Origin of the sequence: Paenibacillus dendritiformis (assembly GCF_021654795.1) — a bacterium.
Taxonomy (GTDB): Bacteria; Bacillota; Bacilli; order Paenibacillales; family Paenibacillaceae; genus Paenibacillus_B.
This window is the reverse complement of the sequence record NZ_AP025344.1, coordinates 1,539,450-1,554,914: the sequence shown is the minus strand read 5'-3', so window position 1 is coordinate 1,554,914 and position 15,465 is coordinate 1,539,450. Positions and strand designations below refer to the sequence as shown.

Annotated in this window: 13 protein-coding genes; all 13 read right to left on the bottom strand. The window is 40.8% G+C overall.

The features are described 5' to 3' along the window. Nucleotides 1-44: 44 nt before the first annotated feature. Nucleotides 45-182 (bottom strand): hypothetical protein, encoded by a 138-nt coding sequence (locus L6439_RS06755; protein WP_213468928.1) that lies wholly within the window; start codon nt 180-182, stop codon nt 45-47. A gap of 180 nt (nt 183-362) precedes the next feature. Beyond that, a complete protein-coding gene (locus L6439_RS06750; protein WP_213468927.1) occupies nt 363-839 on the bottom strand; it encodes a hypothetical protein in 477 nt (158 codons plus the stop codon). A gap of 362 nt (nt 840-1,201) precedes the next feature. After that, on the bottom strand, nt 1,202-1,528 hold the full coding sequence (locus L6439_RS06745; RefSeq protein ID WP_213468926.1) for a hypothetical protein: 327 nt from the start codon (nt 1,526-1,528) through the stop codon (nt 1,202-1,204). After that, nucleotides 1,503-2,933, bottom strand: coding sequence for a hypothetical protein (locus tag L6439_RS06740; protein ID WP_213468925.1), 1,431 nt, complete (start codon nt 2,931-2,933; stop codon nt 1,503-1,505). Before L6439_RS06740 ends, L6439_RS06745 begins: the two co-directional genes overlap by 26 nt. A gap of 21 nt (nt 2,934-2,954) precedes the next feature. After that, nucleotides 2,955-3,863 (bottom strand): tyrosine-type recombinase/integrase, encoded by a 909-nt coding sequence (locus tag L6439_RS06735; protein ID WP_213468924.1) that lies wholly within the window; start codon nt 3,861-3,863, stop codon nt 2,955-2,957. A gap of 1,056 nt (nt 3,864-4,919) precedes the next feature. Further along, complete coding sequence (locus L6439_RS06730) at nt 4,920-5,330, bottom strand: hypothetical protein (RefSeq protein ID WP_213468923.1); 411 nt, start codon at nt 5,328-5,330, stop codon at nt 4,920-4,922. 153 nt (nt 5,331-5,483) lie between these two features. Further along, nucleotides 5,484-5,696: a hypothetical protein gene (locus L6439_RS06725; RefSeq protein ID WP_213468922.1), complete on the bottom strand. Its 213-nt coding sequence runs from the start codon at nt 5,694-5,696 to the stop codon at nt 5,484-5,486. 651 nt (nt 5,697-6,347) lie between these two features. Continuing rightward, nucleotides 6,348-7,328, bottom strand: coding sequence for a phospholipase D family protein (locus tag L6439_RS06720; protein WP_213468921.1), 981 nt, complete (start codon nt 7,326-7,328; stop codon nt 6,348-6,350). 153 nt (nt 7,329-7,481) lie between these two features. After that, complete coding sequence (locus L6439_RS06715) at nt 7,482-8,237, bottom strand: hypothetical protein (RefSeq protein WP_213468920.1); 756 nt, start codon at nt 8,235-8,237, stop codon at nt 7,482-7,484. Between the two features lie 85 nt (nt 8,238-8,322). Next, nucleotides 8,323-9,099 carry a hypothetical protein gene (locus L6439_RS06710; RefSeq protein WP_213468919.1) on the bottom strand — a complete coding sequence of 259 codons (777 nt, stop codon included), beginning with the start codon at nt 9,097-9,099 and terminating at the stop codon, nt 8,323-8,325. 26 nt (nt 9,100-9,125) lie between these two features. Continuing rightward, the gene (locus L6439_RS06705) at nt 9,126-9,752 is read right to left on the bottom strand and encodes a GNAT family N-acetyltransferase (protein WP_213468918.1); all 627 of its coding nucleotides are present in this window, start codon (nt 9,750-9,752) and stop codon (nt 9,126-9,128) included. Nucleotides 9,753-10,047: 295 nt separating this feature from the next. Then, nucleotides 10,048-10,968: a hypothetical protein gene (locus L6439_RS06700; RefSeq protein WP_213468917.1), complete on the bottom strand. Its 921-nt coding sequence runs from the start codon at nt 10,966-10,968 to the stop codon at nt 10,048-10,050. A 270-nt stretch (nt 10,969-11,238) separates the two neighbouring features. After that, on the bottom strand, nt 11,239-15,432 hold the full coding sequence (locus L6439_RS06695; RefSeq protein ID WP_213468916.1) for an InlB B-repeat-containing protein: 4,194 nt from the start codon (nt 15,430-15,432) through the stop codon (nt 11,239-11,241). Between the last annotated feature and the right edge of the window lie 33 nt (nt 15,433-15,465).

Below are 15,465 nucleotides of genomic sequence, written 5' to 3'. Positions count from 1 at the left end.
GTCGAGGATGGTGGGATGGAGGGAGATCGGAGAAGTCGTATAGATTATCCTCGGATCTTACCTGTTCTGGATTGCTGTTCTTTCTCTGCTTGATCTTTGTTTGATTCTTTACAGTCGTTGTCTTGTTTATATGTTTTGTTTCTGCCATCATATGCTAAAATTCTTTTCAACTGTAGAATCATTTAAAAATTCTCCAATTAGCGATGAACTATTTCTTAAACTGCTTCGTTACTCATCAATAAGGCAGAAATTTTTGCTACTGAGGTATTAAAAGTCCATTATAGAATCGCCTGGTTACTGATAGGTTCGATTTTCATCAAAAACTCCTAATTTCGTCTCGCAAACAACACATGATACTAAACCTAGCTGATCGCTCTTCTCAATTGCAGTCCAAGCTCCATTGGCACTGGAATGTTCAAAGTCGATAGACTCTCTAAAGCGAATTCTCCCTGTCGTTTTCTTAGGTAATGTCGAATTTTAATAGCGTCCTGTTTAACTGAAGGAATAGTTGGAACTAAGGGTTGTCCTAATGGAGACACCGCAGTATAGTACTTTAGAATTTCATCCAATACGTCAAAGATCATTATCCAGTTGATCTTTACATTCTCTTTAGTCAAATCAAGAACTTCCTTAAAGTCCTTTTTTGTACTCACACAATTATGAAGCATGATACAAAGATACCTGCTGTCCTCATAGAATTTTTGGAACTTTTCCTGATTGTTCAATAGATTCACATCGGGGCGGAACTCACTGTAGTTACCAACAAACGTTCCAGAATGACATCTTTGTTGCTTATCAATAAATAGAGCAATGAGTAAACCATCGGGTCTTCCTATCATTTCCGAGAACCCCTTCCTATAGATATTTCTTCTCAAACGAGAAAATCGGGCAACCATTACAAGTAAAGATTTGCATTATCGTATTCGGCTCAACTACATGTTTACAACACACCTTACCGCATAGTCGCATGAGATTCTGTAACCTTATAAAGTCCCATCCATCCATAAACCTTTTTATGTCATTATCCGTTTTGATTGATAAGACTCTTTCCTTTAATGCAGAAATATCATATGGCTTGATTTCATCATTACTAATTCCAATTTCAAGCAATGACTCCAGCTTAGAAATTACGCTCATGCACTCATCTTTGAACTCCTTTACACTTCGTTCAACCATAGTAACCTTCTCCCTTATTACGGTTTCATTTTCCTTCGTACTGCAGAACGTTGATATCAACAACCCCAAATTCATAAAAACTATCCGAATCAATATCCCCACAATGAAGAAGTACTCGGTACCGACCAGTTCTTGCATCTTCACGAAGCCGGTTCCGTTCAGCTTCGCTGCCATATCTTTCAATGTAGGAATCAATAATGACGATACTGTGCTGATTAGCGAAAGAATGAATTTGGTGGAGCTGGGCGGTGATAACTCGTTCGGCTTCCTCTCGATCCGTGTTTACTACCGATATATAGACCGCCGCGGCGATTACTTCATTGCTTTTATGGAGTTGTCCCAATAAATCCATCCTTGATCACATCCCCTGCCACTGATAAGCCATCTAACATCTTGGTTGCTTCATTATACTTAGCGCGAACGTCGAGCTGCTCGACCAACACTTCATTTGCTCCAATGGTGTCCATAGTCTTCTTACCTATTCCAGCTTCAAGATGATCGTTCCAGCATTCGATCATTGGGCGCGTGTATGTCACATCAGAAATATGCTCCTTCAACCCCTCGAAATGGAATTGAGCATACTCGACAGAATTTTGGGTCAGGTATTTAATGAAGGAAAGGTAGATGATGTCAACAACTCGACAGAATGTAATCCCTATTAATTTTTGTAGTATCATCAGGCTCTTAGGGATGCTTTCCTTATTTACCTCCAGCCTATATTCATCCTCGGATTTCAATATGTGTTTGAACACTATCTCGCGAAACCTCTCTACGTTTTGAACATTACCTTCATCAACACCGTTATCCCTCATTACTTTAATGATGCATTCAAAATCAATCCGCCGCACTACTTTGATAAATTCTGGACTCATATTTAGCAGAAGACGAATACCCCGACAGAAATTCTCAAACGACAGATATTGCGCCCACTCAGCCTTACTGACGATTGAAGCCCCCATAAATATTTGTTGCCCTTTGTCGATTAAGTCGAATTCCCATTTGATAACCGAATTGCTAGCTGGCATATACTTCTCAATTGCGGCAAAATCGTTTTGGGCATCAATCTGCTGAAGTCGCTCAGCACGCTTTACAGCTACTATTTCATTTTTCAACTTTTCGAAATACTGCTGGAGGACACCTGAATCCATACTGTAGAATTGTGGTCGAAGCGAAGTCCCCGACCACCAATCATCTATATGCGGTTCGATGAAATGTTTAATCTGGATACCTTCTTCCTTAATTGCGCCCAGTAATAATTCAGTTGGCTTTTTTGTCCTTTCAAAAAGATGCCACAGGTTTTCCACCTTGCATGGACAGTAAGAAATATGTCGTAGTCTAGGAAAGCGAGTATCGTAACTCGTATTTCCATCGACCAGATCTTTGAGGAAAGTGTCGTAGGAGAGCATCCTCTCGGGATAACCTTCAGTACAAAACACGATTTCCTCAAGCGAAGATAGAACACGCCCCGAGATAATCGAAGAAAGGATCGACTTATATTTCTGTGGTTCCGAAGCTAATAATTCCATGTCCTTCTTACATACTGTTCTTAAATCAACACGTTCAATTAGAGTACGCGAACGCTGGCTTGTTACAAAATGCTGAAAAACTGCCCAATCGAACCCAATGATAAGACGACGGAAATTGTTCGGTGACCATTCATGGATGATCGGCTTAGGCTCATTGGGGGAGAGCCTTTTCCTCTCGATAGTCGCTACGCCTTTATTGATGAACTTTTCAAGTTCCCTAAAACGATACATTGCCTTACCCCCTTAATCTAGCTATCCTTCCTCAATCTCTTCAACAACGCTTCGTAATTCTTGTATTGAAGGTTCTACATATCTTCTTGTCGTCTTGATGTCGGTATGTCCCATCAAAGATGCCGCATACTCAATCCCTCTTATTTCTGTAATTCGTTTACCAAAAGTATGTCGAAGCTGATGAACTGTAAATTCAATCTGTGTTAACTCGGATAACTTTTCGATCATGTGCTGGATAGCTCTAGTCGACATATGAGCGCTCCGTTGAGAATAAAACAAATACCCCGACCTGCCGTCATGGAACGATAGCCACTGCTTAATGTTCTCACTTGTCTTATGATGAAACGGAACTTGCCGATATTTCCCGCCTTTACCGCTTCTTACGATGATTAAGCCAGATTGGAGAATAACATCGGTTATCAACAAGTCGGAAACCTCCTCGACCCGCAACCCGCAATTGACTAAGATTGCAACAACCGCTTTATATAGAGCCTTTCTTTTATCACTGGTACGCTCCAACCTTTCTATGGCGTGGAATATTCGTTTTACTTCTTCCGGTCGGAGCCAGCGTGTCTCATTCTGCCGCGCAATCGGAATCAATTTAATCGCACTGATCGGTTCTGATCTAAACTTAATACCCTCAATCTTTGCAAATAGAAATAGCGACTTGAGCGCAGTCAAGTAATGGTTAATTGTTATAGGAGATAAGTGCTTTCCCGATCTTAGGTCGATCCTGGATTCAAGGAAGGACTTGAAGTCCCGAATTATGGTTTGTGAGACATCTTCAATTTCAGTGACTTCACCCCAAGAAGAATTCAACCATTGAATAAATCGTCTATAGCACATACCATAACCCTTAACGGTATTTTCGGATTTTTCTTCTATTGAAAGATGCTGCAGATAACGAACGACCAAGACATCGATTTTCACAGGCTTTCACCCCCTTGAAGCGTCTTATACGACGAGTTTAGAAAAGGTAATGTACGACGAATTAATAGGATTTTTGAGCCGAAACAGCAACCGATTTTTACGAACTCGTCACATAATGGGTATTGTATGACGAGTTGTGCAGTCCCCCTTTTTGCTCGGAATTAATCATACGGGCGACACATGAATGGAACCATTAGCGCGGCAGACGATTAAAAGAAGGAAATGTGTTCTTTTAAGACGATCCTGATAACTATTGGCACGACCTTGGGAACGAAGAACGAATCGCTTCTTCTTATATAGAAGAAAGACACTTTGGGGAGCTATACCCCTGAAGGGAAATCCTTGGGATTAGGCGACCAAAAAGCAATAGCGTATCCGTTACTTCTATATAGTTAATCTAGATACCGATGCTAAATTTGGACTTGCCCTCGAACATTCCAGCAACTATTTTTACGAGCTATAAAAGAAAGGCAGTATAAAACTCGATGAACGAGTCCTATACTGCCTTTTTCCAACCCATATGATATTTAACACTGATTCTTTTCAAATTCCTCGATTAACTCAAGTAATGAAAGTTCAATATCATCGAGATCGCTTCGCTTAAGTGTGCGAACCGCATGGTTCACATCAATATCCATCAATATATTTTTCTCGTTTATTATCCTTAGACACGTCTCTCGGTACGGTTCCCACCGAAGCCCGTAGAACAAAGCTACTCTTCGCTTCAAGTCCACTGCGATCATCCTTTGCATCGATTCATACAATAGAAATTTGTTTGGTAATATAGCATGATTCGCTGATTATTACCAACATAAAAAGCCGACAGCGCCCAAACCGAAATTTTAATCGCGTTCCTTCTATTGTAATGTAATCGAAGCCGAACCCGAACGAATAACAATAGCAAAAAGCGATAAGCCTTACCCCCAAATAGAATTAAACGCCTTGTAATCGATTTAATTGCGATACCAAAGCCACCCGTACAAGAAAATCGATTTGTGAGCCTCGTAGGGAAGACTTACAATTTTTAATAATAATTTCTACAAGGCTACGTCGAGATCAGGAACTTTGAGCCAAGAAGCCTTTCCAATTATTATGGAAGTGACTCAGCGCACTTTGGACACCCCGAATCGTTTTCGCTCTATTGATATTTTCAATCGTCCTCTCACCTACAAAGACTCGCATCTTATTATCGACTTCAGTTAGGGCACTTCTTAATTGTTCTTCTGAAATGTTTAGCTGAGCCGCTGCAGCTTTAAGGTTACGCTTGTTTGAAATATAGCTTTTTACGCAAAGCTGATATTGACTAGACAAGCGACTTGTAAACTCATTAACCATAAAGAACGCAATAAATCTTAAGGCATTGAACTTTTCCGTAATAAGTGGTCTCAACATCGGATCAGTCTCACTTGAACTCATCAAATCCGAGTAGCGAATATAATTACTCTCAAGTCTCGATAAGAACTTCATTCGATCAAATCCTTTCTTCGGATATATTGTGATTGTAGATCGAACCCCAAATGACGCAACAAAAGGGCATCGACTACTTATATAAGATTGATGTCGTAGCAACTGCCAAATTTGGATAAATATCATGATTGAAAATACACTTACTAGAACAATTTAAGCAGAATAACGAAACCGATTTAATACTTTATTGAAGCCCCTCATGGCTTTACGAATATCCCAAACAGTCCTAGCCCCGTTGATTTTATCAAGTGTGCTTTTACCGATAACCACCATCATCTGTAAATCAACATTGGTTAGAATCTGCCTCAAAGTGTGTTCTTGCAAGTTAAGATCGAGTGCCGATTCAAGAATACTGAATTTGTTCATTTGGAAAATCTCCACGCACCTCTGATTATGAATTGTAGTGTTATCTAAGAAATCTCCGTACAGGAATATGATAATCTGTCGAAGGGCATTGTGCTTCTCACTGAGGATCATCTTCGTTCGTCGATTGATACCTTTTGAATGTAATAATCGCTTGTAATGCTTATAGCTCTTTTCTACGCCCATGAGGAACTTCATGGTTATCATCCTTCCTTACTCCAAGATTTGGAGGACAGTAATGTCCTGTATTTATAGGCTTGATGATTTAGTAACTGCTAAATCAGAATCATCTCCGAGAATAAGAAAAAGCAGTACAGAGCTCGACATGCGAATTCTGTACTGCTTTTCCAACTACTTTACCTACAGTTACTACACTCGATTAAGGTTAGCTTTTCCTTGTAGCTAATATCGTAAATGTCTAGGGCTTCCTCTTTCGACCGAAACAGCTTCCAGTTTCCTGTCCCCTGCTGTTTCTTCCATCCAAGCTCGGTTCTTTGCTTCATTTCCGTGACATACTGACATAAATCATGGTCAAGGTGCACGGTGTACGTTTTGAATGGAAAGTCGATATTTGCCCAGGCTTTCATCTACTCACCTTCTTTGATTTTACACTTCCTTCGATTAATTCTATGGCATGCTTAGCAAATGCATCGGTCAGTTGTATTCTGTCTGACCCACGTTGCAATGCTCTAAGTGTACTTCCGCCAACATGGTTACAGGATAAACATGGTCATACGATGCTACGACACTGGATGTCGTATTATCAAATGTTACCCACGACTCACTGTAATCTGGACATAAATTCTTTGCTTCTAACTCCCATGACCATCTGCTTGTGCTATCCCAAATGTAAGGATTGCTGATCACCTCAAAATAACCTAAGAGCTTCGTTGTGCCAACCCCATAACATATTAAGATGTCTCCGATTCGGACAGGATTAGGTCTTCGAGCAAAATGCATCTTTTCAATATCGCTGTTCAGTTTCCTTGTTGTTGCGAACGGTCGGTCGGAGTAGCCTACTGGTTTTATGAAGTACCGAACATCTAATTTAAGTTCTATTGTTTTCTTCTTAAAGAGATGACCCACTTCAAGATCAATCTTTGTTTTCTGCTGAGCTGTTACATTTTTAGTATAGTTGTCAATCTTTTCGATGATGCCTTGAAGCTCCTCGTGAGTAAGAGCGTGGCTGCTTACATTGCCGATATCGGTAATAACCTTCTTCAACGATTCTTGATCCTCAATTAGTACGCCCCACTCATGATTTTTGTTTAGACCACTATCTGTAAAGTTTGCAGAAGTGATGATACCCCTCACAGGAATTCCATTCTTTCGTGCTATATAAATTTTCCCATGTAACTTATTGTCTACATGAACTCGAAAAGCAACGGAATGGGTAACACAATTAAAAAGAAATGAATGCAAAGAATCTACCTTTTTTAGCAGGTCAGGATCATTGTCCTTTAAAGTAGTTACTAGTACAACTCGCTTCACCTCTGAAGAAGCGATAATCTCATCAAAGAAAACATCAAATGATTCCATCAGAAACGGACTGACAATATGTAGCTCGTCCGTTCCATCTACAAGCCGCTTTAGCTCATCAAAATGTCTGGAATCAATGTTATTCAGAATCCTCATGTATCCTCTTCCTTTATGTTTGATTGTTCTAACCTACCTATGTATATGCCGGGAATCTTTACATTATGACTGTGTTAATCTTGCTCTAAAAATTGATGCCTGATAATAAATAAGCAATATAGATCCCATTAAAGAGTTCTATACTGCCTTTTATTATCCCTTGTCTTCCGAAGATTCCTTCTGAGGTTTGATTTTGAATAATCCATGAAAGATCTGAGCGCTTTTCGTAATGTACTCTTCTAACTTTATCAAAAGCGTTTCCTTGAATTTCGTATCATCTTCTTCTGCAAGCCAGTCAAACCGAAGATCAAAGTGATGATGCACATTCGCGTAATCGTAAAATGCTTTTATAGAAAGGTTATTATACTTAGGCACATCGGCAAGAGTTATACGATTACTTACTGACAAGTTCTTTTGGTAGTCTGCTTTACCTTTATGAAACTTATCTTTCAGATTCGAAGGAAGCTCATCGAAATGGTCATTCATCTTCTTGAGAACATGCTTTTTACTTTCTTCCTTACTTTTATTGAAACTTACCCCTAACTGAGCATAATCATCCCTGTATCTCGAATCAATATCGTAATCCTCAGACATGAAATGTACCTGCATCGCTCGGACATAATCCAATCCAAATTTCTCTATGTTGTACAGGTTAACAAAATCTTCGAGCAATGGTTTCAAGTAATATCTTTTAATTGAATATAAGTCCGATTCAGCTTGCAAGAGAGCATTTAGAATATGGGAAGTACTTTTTAAAACCCCATCATATAACGCGCGGCTAAAGGACAATCTCTTACATTTCATATTCTGTTTGCTGTCTATTTTCTGCTGTATTAACTTTGAATTCACTTCATTTATTACTATTAGTTCACTTACAACTTGCAATAACCGATTCGCTTCATCACTCACAGCTATCACCCTCCACAACAATCCTAACATGATTTGGATTAAGCTTCTACTCCGTTCATAGTTATTGAGAGGGAGGGAAAATAACCTAGAAGAACTCCTTTTCAATTAACTCAGTTACTTCGTTAAACGGAATTACCCATAAGAATCCTGCTTCCTTATTTCCATTTGCCAAAATACCGAGAAGTCTGAACGGATTCGCAATATCATCACGCCTGTAAGAATATGCAAAGGAGCCGCTCATTCCATTGAAAGCGGGCAATTTATGACCGTGTTGACCAAATTCGTTTATTCCATCCGTACTCGCCAATAGCACAATCCTTTTAGATGCATCATCGACCCGTTCAATATAAGTTGTATAAGGAGTCGTTTCCATTTCGACAATGAAATTTTCATGGTTTATATTCGTTTCTTCACCAGTAATACCGTGTAGAAAAACAACATTTGAGATTTTGTCAAAATAACCAAGTGGATCTTCATCAATTAATGTATGGTCTAAAAAACATTTTCTATTTTCTTGTTCCATTAACCTAGCCGATTGGGGATCTATCTCGATTACTGCAATATCGCTGTCTTTATCATCCACATGCTTAATAAGCGTAAGATTCTTCGTTTCAGTTCCATACTGATAGGGGATTACAACATCCGTCAGCCTTTTTTCTTCCGACACTAAACTTAATACATGACTTGCAGTAACCAAAAAATATCTGTCTTTGTATTTAAGAAAGCCCGCTGATCCTAAAGAACCAAGTTCGAATCCTGGAACACCAGTCTTATTGAATACGCGAGTGAGAATCGGTCCCGACCATTCCTTAAACTCTACTGTTTTCTGCAATAGCTCAGCATGCTCTATTATCTCATCCATCCTGTAGTGCTCCTTCTCGTTATAGCTTAATTAATCTCGCCATTTACAAGCTCGTTATTTACCCAAAGAATGGTACCTCGCTTATTCTCATGATCGAGTTGGCAGTCGAAACCGTGTTTTCTGTAGAAATGTTCCGATCTGTCTATGTGATCCCAATCTACAGAGGAAATCCATCCTGTAATAACTTTGATTTGCATTTCATGGACAATCTTCATTAGCCCTTCCATCATGATCGAGCCGTAACCTCTGTTAACCCGTTCTCCTTCAATCTTTATATCCGCGATATCCATATGTTTGTTCTCAACATGTACGTGGACGTTCGAGTCTGGAGCTTTTACCCCATCTTTGGATATGACCTTCACCTTAATATGAATGTTTACATCATCCATACCGTCACCATACATTAAGCGGTAGATCATGACACTTTCCCCGAATCGGTTCTGGGCTACATGGATGACCTTATGTCCATCCTTTTCTAAATCAGTCGTGTGCCACCTGACTTCATACTCAATATCGCCTTTTTTCTTCAACGGGAGCGGTTTGTATTCCCTCTTCAACACAGGGAACGGATCACTGTCTCCAAACAAATCATTAAATATATCAGCAAGCTGCTTTGAGCTATTCTCATCAAGGGGGTCATTTTTCTTCGTCATTTAATCACTCTTTTCTGAATTGCTTTTCATTGATCCTCTAAAAGTAAATATTCTCCACTTCCAGTTCGAACCCCTTCTTTAATTCGACTAGATTCTACATACGAAAGAAGGGATAAGCGACTTTCAGCTTAGTTTTTATAAAACAACCTTCGGAATTTTATAAAGTTGTGTTCGGTATGTGTAACTTACTTGCATCTTTTATAAATCCCAGTCAGTAGAATGTAAAAGAAACGCCCCAAACCCTTTCCCAAATCTAGAGCTTGGGGTGGAGGGATGGGGTGGAATTTATTCTATGCTATGATTTACTGCTTTTTACCTCATTGACAAACTCTAAGATGTCTTTGTATATAGCGATTATCAACTCTTTGACTGTAGTGTAAGACTGCATTGGAATTTCGGTTACTGGTATACTCGGATCAACATAATGTACATAAAAAACTGACACTATTGAGATAAGCACGATACTAACCAATATAATCTTTATTGCTGTTACGATCTTACTGATTATCTCCTTGACCCCATTATGCAAAAACCGATATAAACGGTTTACCGGTTTAGTGCCTTGAGTATGAGTCGCTGTTATCTTGTTTGCATCGATAGGTCTCTGAACTTCAACAATTTTCTCTATGACAGGAATGCTCTTAGCTTGATACTCATCTACAAACTGTTCATTAGGAAACATTATCGTGTCGACATCGGCTTCGATATAAAGCGAGTCTTGTGCTGGAGTAACAGACTTGGGTTCAAGTACTGTTGGATCAATTTGAATAGTATCCATAGCTTTTCGTGCTTCAGCGAAAAGCTTAGCGCTCTTCTCGACAATATTATTAGGTTCAGGCTGACTGGATTCTGAATCTATTGATTCGTCAGAATGAATAATCAGTCCGGATGAGGTTTCCTCCGGCTTTGCCGCGGGAGTGTCAGGTGCATCGGTCTGATGTTCGGAAGTATCGCTTTCCAAAGTCGGTACAGCATCATCGACTTCGGCTGCTTCGGCTAAAGCGGCTTCCTCAGTTAGGGAAGCCATGTCAGGCATCGGCTGGTCAAAATTATGGCTCGGATCGATACTTACCCCGATGCCAGCATTGATCTCGCTTTCGTCAATGGAGAAGAATGAGAAGTGCAGGTCGTCAATTGTATTGGATTGTGGAGTTTGCGTTTCGTCCTTTGTCTTGGTTAAGGTGCTTTTTTCATTCCAAGTGAGCTTCATTTTCATCACCCTTTCCTCTTGTTGTTAATAAGATTTATCCCCTCACAGCTCATGAAACCGTTACTGGTTGAGAACGAGCTATAAAAATGTTGCTTAGATAAATTTGAAAACCCGATTAACAAGCTAATTATCACTGCTTTGTGTTTAACGAACATAAGAACATCGGTCGGACGATGTTAACTCAAAAATTCTCGAAAACCTTCGCGCGGCGGGATAAATACCCCTGAACAGAAGAAAACACCTCGCGCTTAACGAGGTGTTTCTGTATTATTGTACTTAATTTTCTGGAGAAAACACGATGAAGTTTAGATCGTCTGCCAACTCGACTTGCGTAATGGTGTCGCCATATTTAATGTACAAATCAATATTTCTGAAACTATTTGGCTTTCGGAAAACCACTTTGAATGCACTTGCAGCATAACCAGTAAGATCAATGACAGTTTCAGGCTTCGCCTTCACCCTAATCTTTTTGATCAGTAGATTAGCTCCGTTGTAAATAACTACATTCCTTCTTCTGAAGTACGCCAGAAGAATAATGATTAGCGGGGGAGTCGCCACTATCGGAATGATAGGGAACTTCTTGTCAGGCGCTACCGGTTCTGGTTGTTCAATGGCTTCAATAACGAAGTCAACCCGTTGAGTACTCATTGACTCTTTTAATTCGATTGACCGTTTTACTTCTTCTGCTACTTGCACCGATTCAACCGTAACCGAATCTGAGTCTCTGTAGTCTTTGTACGCAACCACGTTTATTCTCGAAATTTCTTTGTCGGTAAATGGATTCTTCAATATAACAGTATGCTTCCCAAGTTCGACATCCTCGAAGCGGTACTCGCCGTTTTCGTTGGTAAAAGTAATTCGTGGATGAGAATGAAGTTCGACTTTAACCCCCTGCATAGGAATACCGTTCGCATCCTTCACAACCCCATATACAACACCGAACTGTTGGTTCGGCTCAGCTTCTTTCAGATACCTGAAGGTAACTGTTAAAGATTCACCATTCTCGCTGATAAATACCGTTTGCTTATCCGATCCGATCAAGGAGTAGCCAGCGATAATGGGAGCTTTGACCTCATTCAAACCAAAGTGCAATGTATCGATTTCCTCAGTTTGGAGAAGCTCCTCGGACTCATGATCTACAGCTTCAACGAGCAAAGTATCCATTTTCTTTTCAACCACTGGAGCAGGCACATTTGTTACTTGGCTTGCCCCTCTCTCTTGTTCAAGATCCCGTTCCTTATCATTCGATTTTGTTTCAGGCTCAGGCTGTGGCTCTACCTTTGGCAATTCCGGCTTCGGTTCTGGTGTCGGTTCAGGTTTCGGCACTGGCTTTGGTTCTGGTGTCGGTTCAGGTTTCGGCACTGGCTTTGGTTCGGGCTTCGGCTCTGGTTTAAGTTCTGGCTTCGGTTCTGGCGTCGGCTTTGGTGTTGGCTCTGGTTTTGGCTCAGGCTTCGGTTCTGGCTTCGGTTCTGGCGTTGGTTTTGGTTCTGGATCAGGGCTAGGTGTCGGCTCGGGACTTGGCTTCGGCTCTGGTTCAGGTGTCGGGATGACAACTTCCTTCCTATAAAAGTAGGTCATCTTTCCGAATGGCTCGGCTGCTGTTAGTACGACATTTTTAACAGCTTCTCCAATTAGCTTATATACCCCGATAAACGCATCAGCTCTATATGAATGATCACCTAACGGCAAATCCGACAGAATTACATCTTCTTTGAGCTTACTGTTCGTTTCCCAATCAACAAATTCAACCGTTATACCACCTTTTGGCTCAGGCGATGGAACGACTGGTTCAAAATAGGCTTGGACGATCTTGTCCTCATCCATCTTAAACAAAAGCGACTCCTTAACTACTTCCTGACCATCCATCACCCATTTAGTGAATTTATGCCCCTTAACAGGATTCATTGATACGGATATTTCATTACCTTCCTTAAACTGTCCGACTGAGCCGCGCACATCTTGGAACACTTCTTTTGTTTCTTCATTCACGACATTGACCTGACCTTCACCCACTACTTCAACGATCAACTTGAATTCCTTTGGCGGTGATGCAACGGGGATGAAGTGCGCTATTGCGATAACATTGCGATCCATATACAAGTTGATACTCTGATCGTCTGACTCAAGCCCATTTACGACCCATTTCTCGAATTTATATCCCGGCGAGGGAATAGCCATCAGGCTGACCGATTCAAACTCAGGATAATTCGTCGTACTCCCTGCTGGATACGGAGTAACTGTTCCCATTCCAACTTGATTAACTGTTAGCGTATACCGTGTAGGCTGTGGTTGGTTTTGCTTGAAGCGAGCTATTGCTGTTTTGTCGCTATCCATTTTCAAACTTACCCCATAACCAAACGGGTCAAAGTAATCTTCGCCATCAATCACCCATTTTTCAAGTTCATATCCTGGTACTGTATTCCGAGCAGAAATGGAAACCCATTCTCCGTCATCGTATTCGTAAGTGCCAGTTGCAGGAAAGGTTGTGCCTTGCCCTTCCATACCGACTGTTAACTTATACTTCACTGATGAAGATGACGATTGATAATAGAAAACGATGACATTGTCCTTGCTTCCGAAGGTGTTGAAAGTGAGCGGGTAAATGCCGTGAGATACCCCCTCGCTATAAATATTGACCTCTGTAGTGCCTTTACCGACAATGTTGAATTCGCCCGCTTTATCGGTAGTGGTCAATATCCCTTCATCCGCGATTGAACTAGTCATATCATCTGGCAGTCCTACATTAGAGATCGATAATCCATTCCTTGAATTAACCAAATGACGCTCTGTACCGATTTTGGACGTGAAAATATGGTCTTTGTTTAGAACATACCTACCTGAATCGCCAATGAGGGAATAACCTTCAAAATTCTTGGCTTTGTACGTGATTGAAGCATTCAAGTCTAATGTCTTATCGTCTGTCGAATATTCCTCAAATGCCAGTAGCTCATCTGTTCCATTGACACGATGCTCGACTCTTAACGTGTCAGCACCTTTAACGAATCGATAATTGTATTGCGGAGTGCTGGCACGGTCATCACCCCTCGATAGACCAGATAACTCTAACCAATCATTGTAGAACTGTTTCCCAGCTGCCTGATCGTCAATATAAAGATAGTTGTAGTCGAACAGCAACTGAGGTTTTGCTACTTTTTCGAAAAGTTTGAACAGCTTCGATAAAGTGGGAATGTTACTATTGGTTAAGAAATTGTAACTGAAATCAACCTTATTTGCATTTAGTGTATCAAGCTTGCTTACATTGTTTAGCCCCTCGATGTTCGAGAGCCGGTTATGGCTGAAATCAAGTACACTTTTCGTAGTCACCGCTGTTTGTGGTTCGATCAACCTTCTTAATCTACTCAAGCCATCAAGATTGGTTAAATTGTTATTGGACACATCCAAGTGACTGAGCCTTTCAAGACCACTTAGTCCATCAATGTTCTCCAACTGATTATTACTGAGATCTAGAAAATTTACCCCATTCAGGAAGCTCAGGGGATCTACTTCGCGGAGTTGATTGCCGCTAAATTGAAACTCCGCATTGTCCGAGAACTTAGGGTCGCTGAGGATACTGTCTTTGAATATCTGCAGACCCTCTAAGCTTGTGATTCCTTTGAAATCATCGGAGCCGAATGAGAAGTGTCCTTTGTTTTGATAGAACCTTTGCATCCGCATCTCAACGTCACGCTTATTGATCGTATCGTTGATCGTCCCGTTCCAGACTGGTGTTGTCCATAGTCCCCAAAGCTCACCCATCCAGTGAGCGAAATAATTGGCTAACTCACTACTTGGGAACAGCTCGCTCACGACAACATCCTCACCTCGATGGAAGCGAGACAGTGCATCTTGTGATCCATAGTCTGTTTCAGTAGTCCAAGGCTCATCAATACTCAAAAAATTGATGTTTCGTTTACGTGCAAAGCTTTCTGCGGTCGAATTGTTATGTCCGATAATTGTAGCTTGGTATGGGATCACAATGTCCCAATCAGACAAACCATTCTTGTCGCCTATTATCGTATTTGGATTCTTAAATGTGACGCTTCTAATCCCATAGCTGTATGCAAACGCATTTACCTCAACTAGCTCAACACTTTCAGGGATAACTACGCTCGTTATACTTTGATTTCCCAGAAATGCTGCTCCGAAAATCCTTGAAACGGGTCTCCCTTCGATTGTCTCTGGGACGACTACATCTCCGCCTGGTCCGATATACTCTCGGATATAGGCATAAGGTTCATTCATCCATTCCGGATTTAACTCGTAAATGAACTGACTCGGATCGGAAGCGTATACTGCATTCGTGACACTGGTTTCGTCGTAAACGGCATCTGTTACGCTCACTTCATTTCCGTAGTCGGTGTCGCTTGGTTGATCATCAGCAAGAGCGCTCATTGGAAATAGCCCGATAAGCAGAGCGATCACCAAGAGAACTGAGATGATCCTTTTTCTTTCCTGTTTACTGTTTGCCACATCCTTCATCTCCTTACTTGTGCTTATTCTTTT